Origin of the sequence: Janthinobacterium sp. GMG2 (genome assembly GCF_033949445.1) — a bacterium.
Classification (GTDB): Bacteria; Pseudomonadota; Gammaproteobacteria; order Burkholderiales; family Burkholderiaceae_D; genus Janthinobacterium; species Janthinobacterium aestuarii.
Genome location: NZ_JAXAWA010000002.1, coordinates 1,315,916 through 1,336,889 on the forward strand (window position 1 = coordinate 1,315,916; position 20,974 = coordinate 1,336,889).

At 65.4% G+C, this 20,974-nt stretch carries 17 protein-coding genes; 12 read left to right on the plus strand and 5 right to left on the minus strand.

The window, feature by feature from the left end; genetic code table 11:
* The first annotated feature begins 11 nt into the window (after positions 1-11).
* The 3 genes from SKZ59_RS11945 to SKZ59_RS11955 all read left to right on the plus strand — a co-directional run bounded on the left by SKZ59_RS11945 (position 12) and on the right by SKZ59_RS11955 (position 4,754).
* Positions 12-1,799 (plus strand): MFS transporter, encoded by a 1,788-nt coding sequence (locus SKZ59_RS11945; RefSeq protein WP_319991868.1) that lies wholly within the window; start codon positions 12-14, stop codon positions 1,797-1,799.
* Between the two features lie 211 nt (positions 1,800-2,010).
* Complete coding sequence (locus SKZ59_RS11950) at positions 2,011-3,408, plus strand: amino acid permease (RefSeq protein ID WP_034751289.1); 1,398 nt, start codon at positions 2,011-2,013, stop codon at positions 3,406-3,408.
* Between the two features lie 59 nt (positions 3,409-3,467).
* A complete protein-coding gene (locus tag SKZ59_RS11955) occupies positions 3,468-4,754 on the plus strand; it encodes a DUF445 domain-containing protein (RefSeq protein WP_070305928.1) in 1,287 nt (428 codons plus the stop codon).
* A gap of 6 nt (positions 4,755-4,760) precedes the next feature.
* Here the strand turns inward: SKZ59_RS11955 and SKZ59_RS11960 are convergent, their stop codons facing one another.
* Positions 4,761-5,786: an LLM class oxidoreductase gene (locus SKZ59_RS11960; protein ID WP_319991869.1), complete on the minus strand. Its 1,026-nt coding sequence runs from the start codon at positions 5,784-5,786 to the stop codon at positions 4,761-4,763.
* Between the two features lie 18 nt (positions 5,787-5,804).
* The gene (locus SKZ59_RS11965) at positions 5,805-6,455 is read right to left on the minus strand and encodes a glutathione S-transferase family protein (protein ID WP_319991870.1); all 651 of its coding nucleotides are present in this window, start codon (positions 6,453-6,455) and stop codon (positions 5,805-5,807) included.
* Between the two features lie 125 nt (positions 6,456-6,580).
* Here SKZ59_RS11965 and SKZ59_RS11970 point away from each other — a divergent pair, with 125 nt between their 5' ends.
* Positions 6,581-7,483, plus strand: coding sequence for a LysR substrate-binding domain-containing protein (locus SKZ59_RS11970; RefSeq protein ID WP_319991871.1), 903 nt, complete (start codon positions 6,581-6,583; stop codon positions 7,481-7,483).
* Here SKZ59_RS11970 and SKZ59_RS11975 read toward each other — a convergent pair.
* Positions 7,480-7,713: a hypothetical protein gene (locus SKZ59_RS11975; protein ID WP_034751303.1), complete on the minus strand. Its 234-nt coding sequence runs from the start codon at positions 7,711-7,713 to the stop codon at positions 7,480-7,482. The two genes, SKZ59_RS11970 and SKZ59_RS11975, sit on opposite strands and share 4 nt — an antisense overlap.
* Before the next feature lie 356 nt (positions 7,714-8,069).
* Between SKZ59_RS11975 and SKZ59_RS11980 the strand changes: the two genes are divergently transcribed.
* The 7 genes from SKZ59_RS11980 to SKZ59_RS12010 all read left to right on the plus strand — a co-directional run bounded on the left by SKZ59_RS11980 (position 8,070) and on the right by SKZ59_RS12010 (position 18,058).
* Positions 8,070-8,972, plus strand: a complete 903-nt coding sequence (locus tag SKZ59_RS11980; RefSeq protein WP_319991872.1) for a sensor domain-containing diguanylate cyclase — start codon at positions 8,070-8,072, stop codon at positions 8,970-8,972.
* Positions 8,973-9,032: 60 nt separating this feature from the next.
* Positions 9,033-9,536, plus strand: coding sequence for a chemotaxis protein CheW (locus SKZ59_RS11985; protein WP_319991873.1), 504 nt, complete (start codon positions 9,033-9,035; stop codon positions 9,534-9,536).
* A gap of 52 nt (positions 9,537-9,588) precedes the next feature.
* Entirely contained in the window at positions 9,589-10,647 is a 1,059-nt protein-coding gene (locus SKZ59_RS11990; RefSeq protein ID WP_319991874.1) for an HD domain-containing phosphohydrolase, read from the plus strand.
* Positions 10,648-10,661: 14 nt separating this feature from the next.
* On the plus strand, positions 10,662-11,804 hold the full coding sequence (locus SKZ59_RS11995; protein WP_319991875.1) for an FIST signal transduction protein: 1,143 nt from the start codon (positions 10,662-10,664) through the stop codon (positions 11,802-11,804).
* Positions 11,801-15,298, plus strand: coding sequence for a PAS domain S-box protein (locus SKZ59_RS12000; RefSeq protein WP_319991876.1), 3,498 nt, complete (start codon positions 11,801-11,803; stop codon positions 15,296-15,298). The genes SKZ59_RS11995 and SKZ59_RS12000 overlap by 4 nt, the downstream gene beginning before the upstream one ends.
* A 62-nt stretch (positions 15,299-15,360) precedes the next feature.
* A complete protein-coding gene (locus SKZ59_RS12005) occupies positions 15,361-17,166 on the plus strand; it encodes a PHA/PHB synthase family protein (RefSeq protein WP_319991877.1) in 1,806 nt (601 codons plus the stop codon).
* A gap of 46 nt (positions 17,167-17,212) precedes the next feature.
* Positions 17,213-18,058 (plus strand): universal stress protein, encoded by an 846-nt coding sequence (locus tag SKZ59_RS12010; protein ID WP_072453826.1) that lies wholly within the window; start codon positions 17,213-17,215, stop codon positions 18,056-18,058.
* 36 nt (positions 18,059-18,094) lie between these two features.
* Here SKZ59_RS12010 and SKZ59_RS12015 read toward each other — a convergent pair whose 3' ends face one another.
* Positions 18,095-18,472 carry a cytochrome c gene (locus SKZ59_RS12015; RefSeq protein ID WP_319991901.1) on the minus strand — a complete coding sequence of 126 codons (378 nt, stop codon included), beginning with the start codon at positions 18,470-18,472 and terminating at the stop codon, positions 18,095-18,097.
* A 237-nt stretch (positions 18,473-18,709) separates the two neighbouring features.
* Here SKZ59_RS12015 and SKZ59_RS12020 point away from each other — a divergent pair, with 237 nt between their 5' ends.
* Positions 18,710-19,408, plus strand: a complete 699-nt coding sequence (locus SKZ59_RS12020) for an alpha/beta hydrolase (protein WP_319991878.1) — start codon at positions 18,710-18,712, stop codon at positions 19,406-19,408.
* Positions 19,409-19,556: 148 nt separating this feature from the next.
* Here SKZ59_RS12020 and SKZ59_RS12025 read toward each other — a convergent pair.
* Positions 19,557-20,974 (minus strand): OmpA family protein (locus SKZ59_RS12025; RefSeq protein ID WP_319991879.1); only part of this gene is annotated, 1,418 nt, incomplete at its 5' end.

A 20,974-nucleotide genomic window follows, 5' to 3' on the forward strand; every position in this document is an offset into this window, starting at 1 on the left:
CCGGAGTTACCATGCACGACACGTCACACAAGGCCCCCGTGTGGGCCATGCGCTACCTGCTATTTATTGCCGGCATGGGGGGATTGCTGTACGGCATAGACATCGGCATCATCGCCGGCGCCCTGCCCTACCTGGAATCGACGGCCTCCGTGGCCTGGAAACTGACAGCCCAGCAACTGAGCTTTATCGTCGCCGCCGTGCTGCTGGGTTCCGTCCTGTCGTCGCTGTTCGCCGGCGCCCTGGCCGACCTCTTGGGCCGGCGCTGGGTGATGTTTCTGGCCGGCGCCCTGTTCAGCGCCAGCATCCCGCTGATCGCGCTGGCCGACGGCTACACGCCGCTGCTGCTGGGCCGTCTGCTGCAAGGCATCAGCGGCGGCTTGATCGGCGTCGTCGTGCCCCTGTACCTGGCTGAATGCCTGCCCGCGCAGCAGCGCGGACGGGGCGCCGCCCTGTTCCAGCTGCTGCTGACCATCGGCCTGGTGGCCGCCGCCCTGATCGGCCTGATGCAGGCGCAGACGGTGGAAACGGCCACGCAGGCCGCGCAAGCGTTGCCGGAAGCGGGCCGCGTCGCCGCCATCTTCACGGCCAAGGACCAGGCCTGGCGCAGCATCTTCTGGGTCTGTTTGACGCCGGGCCTCGTGTTTACCGTCGGCGCCCTGCTGCTGGCCGAGTCGCCGCGCTGGCTGGCGCAACGGGGCCGCATCGAGCAGGCGCGCCAGTCGCTGCTGCGCACGCGTTTGCCCGCCGCCGCCGACATCGAGCTGCGCGAGATGCAAGATACGCCCGAGAATACGGCCAAGGCAAGCGGCAAGGCAAAAGACCCGCTGCTGAGCCGCCGCTACGTGCTGCCCTTCCTGCTCGCTTGTTTGATCCTCGCCTGCACGCAGGCGACGGGCATCAATTCCATCCTCGCCTATGTCGTCAATATCCTGAACCAGGCCGGCCTGTCGGGCGCCTCGGCCAACATGGCCGACGTCTTGCTGAAAGTACTCAATGCCGTGATGACGGTGGTGGCCGTGCTGCTGGTCGACCGCAAGGGCCGCAAGTTCCTGCTGATGCTGGGCACGGGCGGCATCGTCGTCTCGCTGCTGGCGGCCGGCCTGCTGTTCCGCGGCGCCGAAGCGCATCTGGCCGACGTGCGCCCCGCCATCGCCGCGCAAGTGCAGGCCGATGGCCTGGCCCTGAACCTCGACGCGGCCGCCTTGACGGCCCTGGGTGCGGCGGCCGACGGCACGCCGCAGCAGCTGACCATCGCCTACGCCTACGGCCCGTTCACCAACGTGAAAAGCCTGCGCAGCGACGACCCCGTGCTGCGCCAGGTGACGATCGCCCGCGACGACGCCGTGCAGCCTGACAGCGTGATCGGCGCGTTCTTCCGCAAGCTGCACCTGAACCCGTTCGCCGACCCGGCCGCCGGACACGAAGCGCCGCTGCGCATCGAGAAGGCCAGCCTGGGCCCCGTGCCCTCGTCGACGCACGGCTGGCTGGTGGCCATTGCCATCTGCGTGTTCGTGTCCAGCTTTGCCGTGGGACCGGGCGTGTGCGTGTGGCTGGCCCTGTCCGAACTGATGCCGACGCGCATCCGCTCGAACGGCATGAGCATCGCGCTGCTGGTCAACCAGTTCGTCTCGACGGTGATCGCCGCCATCTTCCTGCCGACCGTGGGCTTGCACGGCTATTCGACCCTGTTCTTCTTTGGCGCCGGCTGCACGGTGCTGTATTTCCTGGCGGCAGCGTTTTTGCTCCCCGAAACCAAGGGCAAGACCTTGGAAGAGATCGAAGCGCACTTTGCCAAGTAAGCCAGAGTAACCAACTGTAGCAGTCTCCTTTCCAGCCCCGGGCCACCATCCGGGGCTGTTTTTTTGCCTGCCGGACAAGTTTGCGGGGCTGGCGCGCACGGCACCGTACGGTTTTCCTTCTGGAATCAAGGGCGCGTGGGCTAGAATCTGGCTGCGTCGTGCTACTCACGAGGCGGCAATGGCGCCATGACAAAAACCACCAGGAGACACAGTGAGCTTATTTAGAACCAAGAATTTGGATGACATGATCGCCCACAGCAAGAAACCGGGAGGTCTGGCGAAAGTGCTGGGGCCCTTCGACCTTGTCCTCATGGGCATAGGCGCCATCGTCGGCACGGGCATTTTCGTGCTGACCGGCACGGGCGCCCTGACGGCCGGGCCCGCCCTGTCGCTGTCGTTCGTCGTGGCGGCCGTCGCCTGCTGCTTCGCCGCCCTGTGCTACGCGGAATTCGCTTCCACCGTGCCCGTGGCCGGTTCCATCTACACCTACAGCTATGCCACTTTGGGCGAGCTGGCCGCCTGGATGATAGGCTGGGACTTGCTGCTCGAGTACGGCCTGGCCGCGGCCGCCGTCTCCGTCGGCTGGTCCGGCTACTTCCAGTCGCTGCTGTCAGGCTTTGGCATCGCCTTGCCCGTCGCCCTGACGGCAGCGCCCGGCGCCCTGCCTGGCGTGACCACCTTCATCAACCTGCCGGCCCTCGTCATCATGCTGCTGCTGACGGCCATGCTGGGCTGGGGCGTGCGCGAATCGGCGCGCCTGAACAACATCATGGTGGCCATCAAGGTAGGCGTGGTCCTGCTGTTCATCATCTTCGGCGCGCGCCACGTGCAGCCCGCCAACTGGCAGCCCTACATGCCGTTCGGCTACCACGGCATGCTGAGCGCCGCCGCCCTCGTCTTCTTCGCCTTCATCGGCTTCGACGCCGTCACTTCGGCCGCCGAGGAAGTCAAAAAACCGTCGCGCGACCTGCCGATCGGCATCATAGGATCCTTGGCCGTGTGCGCCGTGCTGTACGTCGTGGTGTCGGCCATCATGACGGGCATCGTGCCATATCAAAAATTCCTCGGCGTCGACCATCCCGTCTCGCTGGCCCTGCAGTATGCGGGTGAAAACTGGATCGCCGGCTTCGTCGACCTGGGCGCCATCCTCGGCATGACCACCGTGATCCTCGTGATGGCCTTCGGCCAGACGCGCATCATCTTCGCCATGTCGCGCGACGGCTTGCTGCCCAAGCGCCTGTCGACCGTGCACCCGCGCTTCCACACGCCGTTCTTCGCCACCTGGCTGGTCGGCATCGTCTTCGGCCTGATCGCCGCCGTGATCCCGCTCAACATCCTCGCTGAGCTGATCAACATCGGTACCCTGGCCGCCTTCACCATGGTCTCCGTCGCCGTCGTGGTGCTGCGCAAGAAGCGTCCGGACCTGCCGCGCGCCTTCCGCTGCCCTGGCGTGCCGTACGTGCCGGCGCTGGCCGTGATCCTGTGCGTGGGCCTGATGACCTTCCTGAGCTGGGTCACCTGGGTGGCCTTTACCATCTGGCTCGTGATCGGCCTGGTCATCTACTTCGGCTACGCGCGCCGCCGTTCGCTGCTGCATCCGCAACAGTAATCCCTCCACTGCGCCATCGCAGTAAGATGGCGGTCTCGCAACCCCGCAGACCGCCATCGATGCAACGCTCCCCCGACCTCATCAAACAGCTGGACCACAGCACGGACCAGCTCAAGCGCGCGCGCCTGCGCAACATGCAGTGGCTGGCCGTTGGCTTGCTGCTGCTCGCCGCGCTGGTCTTTGCCGTGGCCCGCTCGCAGCGCGGCGGCCACCCGGCCTGGGGCTATGTGGAAGCGTTCGCCGAAGCGTCCATGGTGGGCGCGATCGCCGACTGGTTCGCCGTCGTCGCCCTGTTCCGCCACCCGCTGGGCATTCCCTTGTGGCATACGGCCATCATCCCGAACAGCAAGGCCGACATCGGGCGCAGCCTGGGCGCCTTCGTGGAAAACCATTTCATTACCGAGCAAGGCATCGCCGAGCGCATCGCGCAAGCCGACCCCGCCGCGCGCCTGGGCGCCTGGCTGGCCGACGAAGCCCACGCGCGGCAGCTGGGCATGGCCAGCGCCGGCGTGGCGAAACAGCTGCTGGCGATGGCCGACCACGACAAGCTGGGCCACCTGCTGCGCGAACAGGCCAGCGGCTACCTGGGTCAATTGAACCTGTCGGACGTGGCGGCCGACTGCATCGATGCGCTGATCGCCGACGGCAAGCCGCAAGAATTGCTGGACTTCCTGCTCGACCGCGGCGCCGCCTACCTCGACGACGAGGCGCACCACGCGGCCATCGGCGACTTCGTGCTGGGCGCCTTCCAGATCGAGAACGCGCTGATCAAAAAAGCCGTGAAAGCGTACGAGCCGCGCATGATCGCCTCGCTGCAAAAATTCGCCATCGCCGTGCGCATCGATCCCGATCACCCGCTGCGCCAGCGCATCGCCGGCTGGATCGCCGACAGCGCGCTGCACCTGAAGGCCGACCCGCAGTGGCAGGACACGGTGCGCCGCTACCAGTTGCAACTGATCGCCAGCGACACGGTGCAAGCCATGCTGGGCGACGTGTGGAAGCACATCAGCACGCGCGTGCTGGCCGACCTGCACGCGGACCAGCCCGTGCTGGCGCAAGCCATCGCCAGCCTGGCGCGCAACACGGGCCGGGTGCTGGGCACGGACGACCATGCGCGGGCATGGCTGAACGGCGCCATCGTCGCCGGCAGCGGCTCGCTGGTGCGCCGCTACCGGGGCGAGGTGGGCGCCTTCATCGCCAGCCGCCTCGACTTGTGGAGCAAGGAAGAAATGAGCGAACGCATCGAACTGGCCATCGGGCGCGACCTGCAATTCATCCGCATCAACGGCACCATCGTGGGCGGCCTGGCCGGCTTGCTCATTTACGCGGCCAGCCAGGCGTTCTAAGCAGGCTTACCAGCGTGGCACGGCGCTGACCGGTGCCGCATGCGAAGGAAAATGCGGCAGCACTTCCTGCGCCAGCTCCCGCAGCACCTCGGCGGCCGGACGCCGGCCATGCTGGATGCCCAGTGCCGCATGGTTGACGCCCGCTTCCTGCCATTCCCCCAGCAGATCGATCAAGCCCTTGCGCCCCGTGCGCAGCACATAGCCGCTGCGCACGGGCGTGCGCGGATAGTCGGGGTCGTCCACCAGGTCCAGCCACTCATTGCACATGTGTGGGCGGAAGCCGCCATCCGGGATGCACTGGCGCCAGGCGCGGATCTTTTCCGCCAGCCGGCGCGGCCCGTCCGGCGTATCGGTCGCTTCCGGATACGTCAGCCAGCCATCGGCATGCCGCCCTATCCACTCAAGCGGCTGGCCCGAGGAACTGGTGACGATCAGGGGAATGGCGCCCGCCACGGGCTTGGGCAGCAGTTCGAGACCCTCGAGCTTGCCCAGCGGGCTGCTGACATCCACGGGGCCAGGGCGCAGCAATTGGCGGAACAGGTGCACGGCCTGCGCATAGCGTTCGCCACGCGTATCGTACGGCACGCCATATGCGGGAAATTCGCTGGCGCGGTCGCCCGAGGCCGTGCCCAGCACCAGGCGCCCGCCCGACAACTGGTCGATGCTGGCGGCCGCCTTGGCCAGGTCGATCGGATGGCGCAGGGTAAAAATGGCGCTGCCCGTGGCCAGGGCCAGCGAGTCCGTGCGCGCCGCCAGGTAGGCGAGATAGGTCCATGGGTCGAACAGCTGGCCCGCATCGCCGAAGCGCGGGTCGAACAGGGGAATATCGCGCACCCAGGCGGCGGCGAAGCCTTGCCTGTCCATGGCGGCGACCAGGTCGGCCTGGCCGGCCAGCGCCCGCATGTCGCCCTGGTAAAAACGCAGCGGCAGGTAAATGCCGAGGGTAAGCGCGCCGGGCGCGAACATGCGGCGGTAGCCGCGGTGCTGCGTGAAGGCCTGCGACGAGGCGCCTGCCGTGATGTCATTGCTCATGCTGTTCCTCGATAAAAATCAGGCGCCCGTGGCGGGCGCGGGGATAGTGACGCCCAGCCGCACGGCCGGACGCGCCGCCACGCGGGCGTACCAGCTGCTGACATGGGGCCAGGCGGATAAATCGAAGCCGACGATGCGGGCGATGTGCAGCCAGCCGAAGCTGGCGATGTCGGCAATGGAATAGCCGTCGCCGGCCAGGTAGGCGTTGGCCGCCAGGCGGCCATCCATGGTGGCCAGCGCCGCGCCGCAAAGCTGGCGAAAGTGTGCCGTGGCGGCCGCATTTGCGCCTCTCTCCTCGATCTCGAAATGCACGCGCTGGCCCAGCACCGGCCCCATGCTGGCCGCATGAAATTGCAGCCAGGTGATGGCGCCCCAGCGCTGCGCGGGCGCTGCGGGCAGCAGCCGCCCCGTCTTCTCGGCCAGGTACAGCAGGATGGCGGCCGACTCGAACACGGTGACGCCCGTCTCGTGGTCGACCAGCACGGGAATGCGCCCGTGCGGATTGAGGGCCAGGAAAGCGGGCAGCCGGTGTTCGCCCTGGTCGATGCGCACATGGCGCAATTGATACGGCAAGCCCAGTTCGGCCAGTGCGATGGTGGCCTTGAAGCCGTTGGGCGAGCTGTCGGTGTAGAGTTCAAGCGAACCCGCGGGGGATGTGATGCTGTGCATGGAGTATCCTGTCGATATAGTTTTACTGAAGTAAAATAAGCGTTGCAAACACCGCCATCCTCGCTCTTATTTTCAGCGAATGGAAACGATGATTTTTGCTGTCTTACTATAGAAAAACTATATCAATGAAACATCCTTTACCGCTCCAGGCGCTGCGCGCCTTTGTCGAAGTGGGCCAACGCGGCAGCATCAAGGCCGCCGCCGAAGCGCTGCACGTGACGTCGGGCGCCGTCAGCCAGCAAATCCGCCTGCTGGAAGAACGGGTCGGCATGCCCCTGTTTACGCGCGAACGCCAGGGCTTGCGCCTGACCGAAGCGGGCGCCATGGTCCACCCCACCCTGCTGGGTGCCTTTGCGCAGATCGCCGGCGCCAGCCAGGCGCTGGAAGACATGGGTGGGCGCCAGACGCTCACCGTCAGCACGGTCGCCACCTTTGCCGCCGCGTGGCTGGTGCCGCGCCTGGGCCGCTTCAACCAGCGCCACCCGCAAATCGAGGTGCGCGTGGAAGCCACGTCGGCGCTGGTCGACCTGCGCCGCGACAGGGTCGACGTGGCCTTGCGCCACGGCCTGGGAGAGTATCCGGGCTTGCAGGTGACGCGGTTAATGGCACCCGTGCTGGTGCCCGTCGCCAGCCCCGCCCTGATGGCAGGCCAGCCGCCCATCACCACGCCCGGCGATTGCCTGCGCTACCCGCTGCTGCACGATACGGACCGCGCCGACTGGCCCTTGTGGCTGGCCGCGCATGGCGCCCCGGACGGCAGCGCCGATGCGGCGCGGGCGTTGCGCGGCTCGGCCTTCGAAGATGATTTTCTGTTGATACGCGCGGCCGAGGCGGGACAGGGACTGGCCCTGGTGCCGCAGCTGTACGCGCAGGAGGAAATCGCCGCGGGACGCCTGGTGCAAGTGCTGGACTTGCCCTGGCCCGCGCGCTTTGCCTACTACCTGGTGACGCGGCCCGACGCGGCCACGCGCCCTGCCGTCCAGGCATTCATGGCATGGATACGCGAGGAGGCGCAGGCCGCGAGCTAGAGTCCATGCTCGCCTGCCGCGCACGACACCACGCCGCACATGGCGCTGAACGGCGCCGGCATGCCGGCGCGTCCCGTGGCGATGCAGGCCGCGGCCGGCACCACTGCCAGCAACAGGGCCAGGTAAGCGATCGCCTTCAGGCGCTGCATCGATGCATGGCGCACCTGCGCCCCGTGTGGATAGCCCTTGCCCGCCTCTACGCTGCCTCTTGCCGACATCTTCGTATGCATGTCCGTCTCCTCTCTCCACAGTCAATGGTGTTGCTTCACTGCATTTTGCTACATAAATTTACCGAATACAATAAATAAATTCACGAAAAAATCGTTTTTTCTTTCCGCGAGCAAACGAAACAAAGAAGAAAACTTTGCTCACCATAGGAAGAAATGGCCCAGCATCAGCTGTTTACGCTCTACGCCCCCGAACTTAGCTGTGTCGAAAATCCAAATAAAATCATGAAAATCACAATATTCGTTGAAATCATTTTTATTTGATGTATGATGCGTATAAAGGAGCGCCCAAGGCGGTTCGGCAGACCTCTTTGCCTCGACCGCACGGCATCTCCACCTTCTTTGTAGGGGACAAGCAGATGAACAGAATCCTGGCCTTGCGCCTGCTCGACGCCGCCGATGACGCCGCCGTCATCATCGATGCGGGCTCGCGCATCCGCTATGCGAACGATGCCATGTATGCGCTGAGCGGCTATGCCGCGGGCAGCTTGCCAGGCCAGCCGATCGAGGCGCTGCTGCCCGACGCCGTGCGCGAGCAGCATGGCGCGCAGAACGGCGCGTATCTGGCCGGCTACACGAAGTCCAGGGTGCTGGGCCACAAGCGCCATTTCGCCATTCGCCACCGCGATGGCACGATGCTGCCCATCGTGCTCAAGGCCATGGACCTGGGCACCCTCGACGATGAAAACTTCATGGGCGCCTTTTTCATTGACCAGCGCCGCGAACTGGCCATCGAACAGCAGAACGCGGCCCGCTGGCAGCAGTTGCAGCGCATCGCCCTCAGCGATCCCCTGACCCAGCTGCCCAACCGCCGCGCCTTCGAAATCGACGCCGTGCGCACGGCGGCGCGCTCCAGGCGCTCGGGCCACCCGATGACCATCGGCATCGCCGACATCGATTTCTTCAAGCATGTCAATGACCAGCATGGCCATGCGGCCGGCGACGCCGTGCTGCAAGCCATCGCGGCCATCATCCTGGCCCAGGCACGGGCCGCCGATGTCGTCGCCCGCGTGGGCGGCGAGGAATTCGGCTTGCTGTTCCCCCATACGGACCTGGCCAGGGCGCGCCAGGTGGCCGAGCGCATCCGCCTTGCCGTGGCCGCGGCGCAGGTCGATGTCGAGCACGCGCCCATCGCCGCGACGATCAGCATCGGCCTGGCGCCGCTGCCGGCGGACGGCGACTGGAAAGCGGGCTTCACGCAGGCCGACGCCGCCCTGTACCAGGCCAAGAAAAATGGCCGCAACCGCGTCGAGCAGGCTTGAACCCCGCCCGGCGATCTTCGCAGTCTCATGCAGTACGCAGCACCTGACAGGAGCAAGCACATGGAAACGACGACGACACATGCCGCGGCAGCGGGTCAACGGGCGCAAGCGGGCGCCCGCGAATTGCTGGTCTTTGGACTCGGCAAGGAGGAATACGCGATCGACATCGGCCTGGTGCAGGAAATCCGCGGCTACGGCGCCGTCACCCGCATCGCCAACGCGCCCGCCTTCCTCAAGGGCTTCATCCACCTGCGCGGCAGCATCGTGCCGCTGGCCGACCTGCGCATCGCGCTGGGCCAGGCCGAGCCCGCGTACGATGCCTCGACGGTGGTGATCATCCTCGTCTTCGCGCATGGCGCCACCGGCATCGTGGTCGACCGCGTGGCCGACGTGGTGCCGCTGGCGCCGGCGCAGATCAAGCCACCGCCGCAGCTGCACGGCTCGGCCATGGCCGGCCACGTGACGGCCATCGGCGCCCTCGGCGAGCGCATGCTGATCGTGCTCGACATGGACAGCCTGCTGGCGGGCCTGGGCATGCACGCCACGGGCGAGCTGGCGGCCTGAACCAGCCGCCGCCGTCCCGTCCGCCACCTGACCGCCATCCGCCGGAGACACCATGAGCATCCTGATCGTCGATGACAACGACACCAACCTGAGCCTGCTATCGACCCTGGCGTCCAAGGCCAGCAGCATCGAGACGGTCTGCATGAGCGATCCCGTCGATGCGCTGTACTGGTGCGAATCGCACGTGCCGGACCTGGTCTTGCTCGACTACCGCATGCCCAGCCTGTCGGGCAACGAGTTCCTCAGCATTTTCCGCAAGATGGGCGGCATGGCCGACATCCCCATCATCATGGTGACCACGGAAAACGACCGCGCCGTGCGCAAGCAGGCCTTTTCGCTGGGCGTCACCGAGTTTCTCACCAAGCCCGTCGACACCATCGAATTCAGCCTGCGCGTGCGCAATCTGCTGGCCCTGCGCACGGCGCAAACCATGCTGGCCGACCGCGCCAAGCTGCTCGAACACGAAGTGGCCCAGGCCATCGCCAACGTCACGGCCAGGGAGATGGAACTGGTCACGCGCCTGGCGCGGGCGGCCGAATTCCGCGACCCGGAAACGGGCGCCCACATCATGCGCATGGCGCGCTACTCGGCGCTGATCGCCAGGAACCTGGGCATGGATGCGCAATGGCAGGACCTGCTGCTCAAGGCAGCGCCCATGCACGACGTGGGCAAGCTGGCCACGCCCGACCATATCCTGCTCAAGCCGGGGCGGCTCGATCCCGATGAAATGGCCATCATGCGCCTGCATGCGAAGATCGGCGGCCATATCCTGGCCGGCAGCGACTCGCCGCTGATCCGCCTGGCCGAGGAAATCGCCTGCGGCCACCACGAAAAATATGACGGCAGCGGCTATCCGGACGGCCTGGCGGGCGAGCAGATACCGCTGTCGGCGCGCATCGTCGCCGTGGCCGACGTCTTCGACGCGCTCAGCTCGGAGCGCCCGTACAAGCCGGCCTGGCCTCTGGCGCAGGCGCGCCAGTACCTGGAGGAAAACCGGGGCGGCCATTTCTGCCCGCTGTGCCTCGACGCCTTCCTGGGCGCCTGGGACGAGGTGCTCGCCATCCGCGACAGCCTGCCCGACCCCGTCCAGCAACACGCCCACCCACTGTAAGCGAGGAGCCTGCCATGCGCGTGCAACAACTGATCCTGAACAGCCATGCCGACTTCGATGCGGCCCTGGCGCCGCTGGCCGCCATGACGCCCGACCTGGTGCTGGTCTTCGGCGCCTGCCCCTATTTCGCCACGCCCGACCTCACGGCGGCGCTGCGCCGGCAGCTGCCCGGCGCCGTCATCGCCGGCTGCTCCACGGCAGGCGAGATCGCCGGCAAGCGCGTCCACGACGACAGCTGCGTCATCACCGCCATCCGCTTCGCCCACACCACGGTGGCGATTGCCGACGCCATCATCTGCGACATGGCCGATTCGCACGACACGGGCGAGCGCCTGGCGCAGGCCCTGCCGCACGATGGCCTGACGGCCGTCTTCATGCTGGGCACGGGCGTGGCCATCAACGGCAGCGCCCTGATCGCGGGTCTGCAGGCGAACCTGCCGCCTGGCGTGACGGTGTCGGGCGGACTGGCGGCGGACGGCGGCGCCTTCCTCCAGACGTGGACCCTGGGCCCGCGCGGCGCGGCCGACAATACCATCGTCGCCGTCGGCCTGTACGGCGAACGCATCCGCCTCGGCTACGGCAGCCATGCGGGCTGGGAAGCGTTCGGCCCCGCGCGCAAGGTGACGCGCTGCGTCGACAACGTGCTGTATGGCCTCGATGGCGCGCGGGCGCTCGACATCTACAAGCTGTACCTGGGCGACCATGCGCGCGACCTGCCCGCTTCAGGCCTGCTGTTCCCGTTTGAAATGCTCACGGCCGCGCATGAAAAAAGCAATGTGTTTCGCACCATCCTCGCCGTCGATGAAGAGCAAGGTTCGCTGACCCTGGCCGGCGACATCCTCGCCGACGGTTACCTGAGACTGATGCATTCCAGTACCAACCGGCTGATCGACGGGGCCGAGACGGCCGCGCGCAGCGTCGCCCCCCACGCCGATGCGCAGGGCGACCAGCTGGCCCTGCTGGTCAGCTGCGTGGGACGCAAGCTGGTGATGGGCGACCGGGCCGAGGAAGAGGTCGAAGCCGTGGCCGACCTGCTGGGCGGCGCGCCCTGCATCGCCGGCTTTTACTCGAACGGCGAAATCGGCATCGCCCAGCCATCCGGCGCCTGCCAGCTGCACAACCAGACGATGACCGTGACTGTGTTGAGCGAAGCATGAACCGCACCCTGGCACGCCAATTGAACCGCGTCTGCGATATCGACTCGGATAGCGCCTGCGCCGCCCTGCTGGAACAGGCGCAGACACTGTGCGGACAGGCGGACACGCCGCCCGAACTGGCCGGTTTCCTGGCCGGCTTGCCAGCCCTGCTGCAGCGCATCGACGGCGCCTACGAACAGTCCGAACGCGACCTGGACCTGCGCTCGCGCAGCCTGGAACTGAGTTCGAATGAACTGAGCATGACGAATGACCTGCTGCGCACGGAACTGGCCAGCCGCAACCGCGTGATCCAGTCGCTGCGCGTGGCGGCCGTGCGCCTGCTCGACAACAACGATTCCGGCCTGCGCCTGCCGCAGGAAGGCGATATCGAGGGCCTGTCGGTGCTGCTGGCCGAGCTGGTGTCGCAGCAGGAACTGCGCCGCATCGAATTGCAGAACCAGCGCTTTGCGATGGACCAGCACGCCATTGTCAGCATCACCGACACGGCCGGCGTCATCATCTATGTCAACGACAAGTTCTGCGCCATCAGCGGCTTCGCGCGCGAAGAGCTGATCGGCCAGACGCACCGCCTGATCAATTCGCACGCGCATCCGGACACCTTCTTTGCGCAGATGTGGCAAACCATTACGGCCGGCCAGGTCTGGCACGGCGAAATCTGCAACCACGCCAAGAATGGCGGGCAATACTGGGTCGACGCCACCATCGTGCCCTTCCTCGACGCGGCCGGAAAACCCTATCAGTACATCGCCATCCGCACGGAAATCAGCGACAGCAAGCGCATGGCCGAGACCATCGCGAAAAGCGAGCGCGAATACCGCAACGTCGTCAACAGCCTCAATGAAGTGGTCTTCCGCACGGACCTGCACGGCGCCTGGACCTTCCTGAACCCCGCCTGGCACACCATCACGGGCTTTGGCGCCGCCGGCAGCCTGGGCAAGAGCGTGCTGCAATTCGTCGATCCGCGCGACCGCGACCGCGCCGCGGCCGGCCTGTCCCAGCTGCTGGGCGGCCAGGTCGACAGCATGCGCCATGAAGCGCGCTACGTGACCCGCGACGGCGACGTGCGCTGGATCGATGTGTGCGCGCGCGCCGAACGCGATGGCCAGGGGCAACTGGCCGGTATCACGGGCAGCCTGACGGACATCACGGAGCGGCGCCAGGCGGCGCGCGAGCTGCGCCACAACCTCAACTTCGTCGACGCGCTGATCGAAACCATCCCTATCCCCTTGTACCTGAAGGATGTGCAGGGCCGCTACCTGCGCGCCAACCGCGCCTTCTGCGCCTTCTTCCACCTCGACCAGGCGCGCATCCCGGGCCTGACGGTGGCCGACATCCTGCCGCAGCAGCAGGCGCAGCAAGCGCTGCAGCACGACCTGGCACTGCTGCAGGACCGGGGCAACCAGTCGTATGAAGACCGGCTGACCGTCGGCAAGCGGCAGGTCGATGTCCTGTGCAGCAAGGCGGCCCTGCTGAAGTCCGACGGCAGCCTGCACGGTCTGGTGGGCACCATCGTCGACATTTCCAGTCAAAAGGCGGCCGAGCGCGCGCTGCTGCTGGCCAAGGAAGTGGCCGAATCGGCCAGCCGCTCGAAGAGCGAATTCCTGGCCAACATGAGCCACGAGATCCGCACGCCGATGAACGGCATCCTCGGCATGACGGACCTGGTGCTCGATTCCGATCTCGATGCCCACCAGCGCAAATACCTGGAAATCGTCAAAGCCTCGGCCGACGCCCTGCTGTGCATCATCAACGACATCCTCGATTTCTCGAAGATCGAGGCGGGCATGCTGACCCTGGAAAGCATCCCCTTCGACCTGCGCCAGCTGCTGCAGGAAACCATGCGCGCGCACGCCATGCGGGCGCAGACCAGCGGCCTGGAACTGGTGCTCGACGTCGACCCCGCGCTGCCGCACACCCTGCTCGGCGACCCGGGCCGGCTGCGCCAGGTGCTGACCAATCTCGCGGGCAACGCCATCAAGTTCACGCCGCATGGCGAGGTGGTCGTCAGCGCCCGGCTGCGCGCCAGCGGCGATGGCGTGGCCAGCCTGCGCCTGAGCGTGCGCGACACGGGCATCGGCATCGCCGCCGACATGCAGGAGGCCGTCTTCGACGCCTTCCAGCAGGAAGACGGGTCGACCACGCGGCGCTTCGGCGGCACGGGACTGGGCCTGTCGATCACGCGCCGCCTGGTGACGATGATGGATGGCGGCATCGGCCTGACGAGCGAACTGGGCAAGGGCAGCTGCTTCACCGTGGACCTGGCCCTGCCCATCGGCGAGCAGCAGCCCCTGGCGCCGCCGCCCGGCGCCTCGCTGGCCGCACGCAACATCCTGCTGGTGGACGACAATCCCAGCAGCCTGACCATCCTGCGCCGGATCTTCGAGCACAGCGGCGCCACGGTCACCGCCTGCGAGTCGGGCGAGGCGGCGCTGGCGCACTGCCGCGGCGCCTTGCCGGCGGACTGCGTCATCATGGACTTCGCCATGCCCGGCATGAACGGCTTCGACACGGCATCGGCGCTGGCCGCCCTGCCCCACTGGAGCCAGGCGCCCATCGTCATGCTGTCGTCCTGCGGCAGCCTGGGCGACGCGGCGCGCTGCCGCGAACTAGGCATTGGCGGCTACCTGCTCAAGCCTGCCAGCCCCGAGGAATTGCTGACCGTCGCCATGAGCGTGCTGGGCACCCGCCGCGGCATGCCCAGCGCCGCGCCCGTAGCGACACGCCAGGCCGTACGCGAAAGCATGCCCGGCCTGGACATCCTGCTCGTCGAGGACAACGCCATGAACCGCGAACTGGCCACGGTGCTGCTGTCGAATGCGGGCCACCGCGTCACGCACGCGGCAAACGGCCGCATCGCCCTCGATTGCCAGGCCGCCGGCCATTTCGACATGATCCTGATGGACTTGCAAATGCCGGAGATGGGCGGTTTCGAAGCCACCGCGCAGATCCGCGCGCGCGAAGCGCAAGGCATGCCGCGGAGCGTCATCATCGCCATGACGGCCAGCGCCCTCGAAGGCGACCGGGAACGCTGCATCGCCGGGGGCATGGACGACTACCTGTCCAAGCCGTTCCGCACGGCCGCCTTCCACAGCCTGATCGAGCAGCATGTGCTGCAGATAAACAAACAGACGCCGCGCTTCGGCTACGGCGCCGCGCTGGCCCAGGCCGACGCCGACGTGATCGGCATCATCGGCGCATCGTTCCTGACCGGCTTGCCGGCGCAGCTGGAGGCACTGCGCACGGCACTGCGCGCGGGCGACCGGGCCACCGTCAGCCGGCAGGCGCACACGCTGGCCGGCTTGCTGGCCAATTTCCGCGCCGCACCGGCCGTCGCCATCGCCGCCGCTATCGAGCGAGAAGCGGCAAAGGCGCCGCAGGGTGCGCTGCTGGCGCGGCTCGATGCGCTGGAAGAGCAACTGCGGCTGTTTGTGCAGGAAACGGACACGGCCATCCAGGCGGCAAGCCACATGCTGCACGCATCCGGCCAAACTTGATGTAGATCATAATTTTTTAAACAAGCTCTTGCTATCCTGTAAAAAAATGACAGGAGCCCTGGATGAGCAAGACGCAGCCGAGCGAAGCGGCGCACGACGTTGAACATGAGCGCCTGGGCAGCGCCTGGCAAGGCGTGCCGGCGCCCGATTATCCGGAGACCGCGCCGGAAGGCGCCACCCTGGACTTGCTGCTGAACGCCTGGCTGGGCAAGTTCACGGGCGGCATTTCGCCGGCCGCGCTGGGCAACGCCTATGCCGACTGGCTCAGCCACCTGGCGCTGGCGCCGTCGAAGCAGCAAACCCTGCTGCAGGAAGCGTGGAAGAAGATCGGCCGCTGGCAACAATATGCCTTGCAATCGGCCATGGCCGGCGGCGCCTTCGAGCCGCCATGCATCGCGCCGCTGCCGCAGGACCGGCGCTTCGACGATCCGGCCTGGCGGCGCTGGCCGTACAACCTCGTCTACCAGGGTTTCCTGCTGCAGCAGCAATGGTGGCACCGCGCCACCACGGGCGTGCGCGGCGTCACGCCGCACCACGAGGATGTCGTCACGTTTACCGTGCGCCAGTGGCTCGACATGCTGGCACCGTCGAACTTCATGCTGACCAATCCCGTGGTCCAGCAAGCGGCCCTCGAGAGCGGCGGCGCCAGCCTGGCGCGCGGCGCGCAGCACCTGGCCGAAGACTGGCAGCGCGCCGCCATGGGACCGTATGCGCCCGACACGCGCCGCTACAAGGTGGGCGGGAACGTGGCCGTCACGCCGGGCAAGGTGGTCTACCGCAACGACTTGATCGAATTGATACAGTACGCGCCCACGACCGCCAAGGTGCATGCGACGCCCCTGCTGTTCGTGCCCGCATGGATCATGAAGTTCTACATCCTCGACCTGTCGCCGCACAATTCGCTGGTGCGCTACCTGGTGGGCCAGGGCCACACGGTATTCATGATTTCCTGGAAAAACCCCACGCAAGAAGACCGCGAGCTGTCGCTGGAAGACTACCGCCAGCTGGGCGTGATGGAGGCGCTCGACGCCGTTGTGCGCATCACGGGCGCGCCGCAGGTGCACGCGGCCGGCTACTGCCTGGGCGGCACCCTGCTGGCGATCGCCGCCGCCACGATGGCGCGCGATGGCGATGCGCGCCTGGCCAGCCTCACCATGCTGGCCTCGCAGGCGGACTTCAAGGAACCGGGCGAACTGTCGCTGTTCATCGACGAGAGCCAGGTCAGCTTCCTGGAAGCGGCCATGTGGAAGCAGGGTTACCTCGATACCAAGCAGATGGCGGGCGCCTTCCAGCTGCTGCGCTCGAACGACCTGATCTGGTCGCGCCAGCTGCGCCATTATCTGCTTGGCGAAGACGAGCAGGACAGCGACCTGATGGCCTGGAATGCGGATGCCACGCGCATGCCCTGCCGCATGCACTCGGAATACCTGCGCCGTCTGTTCCTGCACAACGACCTGGCCGAAGGCCGCTACCGCACGGCGGGCCGCCACATCGCCCTGCCCGACATCGACGCGCCCATCTTTGCCGTCGGCACCTTGACGGACCACGTGGCGCCGTGGCGCTCGGTGTACAAGCTGCAGCTGCTGACCGACACGGACGTCACCTTCCTGCTCACCTCGGGCGGCCACAATGCGGGCGTGGTCTCGCCGCCGGGCCAGCCGCGCCGCAGCTACCAGCTGGCCACGCACGGCCACGACGCACCCTACATCGACGCGGACAGCTGGCAGCGCGACGTGCCGCACCACGACGGTTCGTGGTGGCCCGCCTGGCAGGCATGGCTGGCGCAGCGCTCCGGCGCGCAAGTGGCGCCGCCGCCCATGGGGCCCGACCTGGGCGACGCACCTGGCCGCTACGTGCTGCAAACCTGACCACCGACAACCAAGCGACAACCGAGCGACTACCGAGGAAAACGCCATGCCCTACACCACCCTGCTGGTCCACGTCGACAATTCCCGCCACTGCGCCCAGCGCATCCGCCTGGCCGTGCGCCTTGCCGTTGCCGACGGCGCGCACCTGATCGGCTCGGCCATGAGCGGCATCTCGCGCTACGCGTATGGCGGCGGCGTCAACGCGCTGCAGTTTGCGCCGGCGCAGATGCAGGCGCTGCGCACCCAGGCCAGCGAGGCCTTGCACGACTTCGAGCGCATCGCCCGCGAAGAAGGCCTGGGAACCTATGAAACGCGCTTCGTCGACGACGACGCGCAAGGCGCGCTGCTGCTGCAGGCACGCTATTGCGACTTGCTGATCCTGGGCCAGACGGATGCGCAGGATACGCCGTCGCGCGTCATCGCCGGCACGCCCGAATACCTGATGCTCCACTGCGGCCGGCCCGTGCTGATGGTGCCGCACACGCCGTCCGCCGCGCCAGCGGGCATCGCGCAGCATCCGCTGCTGGCCTGGAACGGCAGCGCCGAAGCGCTGCGCGCCATCACCGATGCGCTGCCGCTGCTGCAAGGGGCGCGGCAAGTCACGCTGGCCGTCGTCAATTCGCACGCCCAGCCGGCCGCGCATGGCGAGCAGCCAGGCGCCGACCTGGCCCTGTACCTGGCGCGCCACGGCGTCAACGTCGAGGTGCTGCAGCACGACACGCCGCCGGGCCAGGACGTGGGCACGGCCCTGCTGGCCATGGCGGCCCAGCGGCACTGCGACCTGCTCGTGATGGGCTGCTACGGCCACATGCGCCTGCGCGAAGCGCTGCTGGGCGGCGTCACGCGCACGGTGCTGCAGGAGATGACGTTACCGGTGCTGGTGTCGCACTAGCGCGGCCGTTCGGTCATGTCGGCATGCCGTGCGGCGTCATCGTTTTTGTAAAATCACGCCGCTCATGTATTGATTCAGATCGCGAAAATCCTTCACGCTCCAGGCGTGCGGCGCAATCTTGACGCCATTCTCTTTCAAGGTTTTCGGAATCAGGTCGCCATTCGGACGAAGGATGACCGACGAGACGATCACGCCCGGATAATCATTGAGCCGTTTCTTGAAAGCGGCGGTGGTCAGATCGGGGGTACGGGGGTTGCTTTTATTTGCCAGCGGCCCTGTCCCCTTGATCTCCGCTCCGTGGCACACGGCGCATCGCTGCATGTAGAGATTTTTTCCATTGACGTTCTCCGCGAAGGAGGACGATGTGTGAAGCAAAGATAAAAGGCCCAGCGTAGCGGTGAATACTAATTTCATTGTCATGTAGTTTGTTATGGATATCAACCGGAGCGGAATCTGGGCAAGCCAGCAAGGGCCGATGCGACACTCGATGCTCCAGACAATATTTTAACCGGGATTGCTCATTCGATAAGCGATGCGTGCAGCCGGGGAACGGCCTACAATAGCCAGGCTGGACACTGCGCTGCCGCCTGCTGACGGGCCGCGCGGCCTGTGTCGCCCCCCGTCGGCGCTACCGCCACAAGGAGTATTCGCATGAGCAAGCAAGCCACCATCGTCCTCGTCCACGGTTTCTGGGGCGGCGCCGCCCACTGGAGCCGCGTCATTGTCGAATTGCGGCGCCACGGCCACACGGCCATCCGTGCCGTCGAACTGCCGTTGACGTCGCTGGCCGACGACGCCGAGCGCACGCGCAAAATGGTGGCGCAAATCGATGGCCCGGTATTGCTGGTAGGACACTCCTACGGCGGCGCCGTCATCAGCGTGGCCGGCAATGCGCCGAATGTCGCGGGCCTCGTCTACATCGCCGCCTTCGCGCCCGACGCGGGCGAAAGCCCGGGCAGCATCACGCAGGAACACCCGCCCATCGGCGCGGCCAGCCTCGAGGGCGACAGCGACGGCTATCTGTGGGTCAAGCCCGAGCAGTACCATGACAGCTTTTGCCAGGACCTCGACGCGGAAGAAGGCGCCGTGCTGGGGGTGGTGCAGAAAGCGCCGCTGGCCAGCACCTTCGGCGACACCGTCAGCGACCCGGCCTGGAAGCACAAACCCAGCTGGTACCAGATTTCCAGCGCCGACTGCATGATTTCCCCCGTCAACCAGGAGCGCATGGCGGCGCGCCTGGGTGCCAGGAAGGTCATCACGCTCAACGCCAGCCACGCGTCGCTGGCTTCGCGCCCCGTGGAAGTGGCGGCGCTGATACTCGAAGCGGCAGGCGCGGTGGCGCAAGCATAAGCGGCCCAGGCAAAAAAAGCGCCTGAAAACAGGAACCGATGATGCACTTTAGCATCAGGCATGAAACAGGTGAGCCGGACAACAAACTCGAAAGCGCCCCGTTTGTTGCCACGCGCCATACCGTCACGTGCCTGTTAACGCTACATGCTCACTTCCCCACCGATGCAACCTGTTGCTGTGGCTTAGTGTCGCGCACGTAATGAACCCGAATCTCCACGCGACGGTTAGGAGCGTGGCAACGCTCAAGTTCGTACTGCGTCATGCCTGGCATTTCAACGCATTTAACCTTCGGCTCCCGGCGCCCCACTCCTTCCGACACAATTATCGCGGAAGGCACTTTAAGCAAAGGCTTCAGGACTTTAGCGACCTCTTCGGCTCGCAATTCGGAAAGATGCTGGTTATCAACGACCTTACCAGCAACTGATCGACTGAGAGGCCGGGCATCGCTATGGCCGCGCACGATGATGCGGCCAGGCGTGCCTGATGCCAGAATCGCATCTGCGACGGAATTCAGACTGGTTTCAGCCACAGAGGTTAATGTTTCATTACCTGTTTCGAATAACATGTCAGCAGATACGTCAAAACAGGGATCCATTTTAGGCTCAGTTTTAATAATACGCATCGAGGTAGCATCAAGCCGCAAGATCGCCTCCCTGAGTATTTTTGGATCGGCACTGAAATAACCTGGCTCTTTAGTTGCTCGCACGCTGAACGACACCATGGCAACATTGCCAATGCTGCTCCATAACACATCCGCATTGTGCACCAACAATCGCCCACCAGGAGTTCTACGACAATCCAACACTGGCCGGCCTATCACTTCAGCAATCCGCTCGATTTCACCCAGCTCAGTTTCTGAAACTTCAATACTGACGTTAGGATTACGCACACCCAGGCCTTCAAAAACCATATGCACCATCTTCATGGTTGGGCCAATGAGCAAGACAATCACTAAAGGCACCGTCGCGGCCGCAATGATCCGTCTCCACAGGGGAAAAGTTGACGCCCCGCCAGCTGCTGGCACGTGCCGGCCAACGGTCGCCAGCAAGATAGATATAAAGCCGGCAGTAAAGAACGTCAGCAATAACATGGCAACAGCGGCATCATCCTGAATATATGAAATATATATTGCAAAAAAACAAATAAATACTGATACCACGAGGTACTCGATACCATTGATCAAGGCGGGCAAAGTATACGGCACAACGGAGTATCCCGGCCGCAACCAGCGGATGAAATGCGCAATCCAGGAAAGAACCTTGATGAACCAAATGGATGACAACGCACCATAAAATAATAGCAAGCAGTACAGGATGCCAAATGTCAACGCAACAAAACCGAAAAATACGACTTCACCCGGGGTCATCCCAGTAGGAAAGAACTTAATACTAAATAAATATATCAATGTAATGCATGCACCCGCAGCAATTGCGAATTTATACAACAAATTAGTCATCCCATCACATACGCCAATTTTCTTGGCAAGTGATTCAGTGCTAATCCCTGATGTTGGTGTTGGTGTTGGTGTTGGTGTTGGTGTTGGTGTTGGTGTTGGTGTTGGTGTTG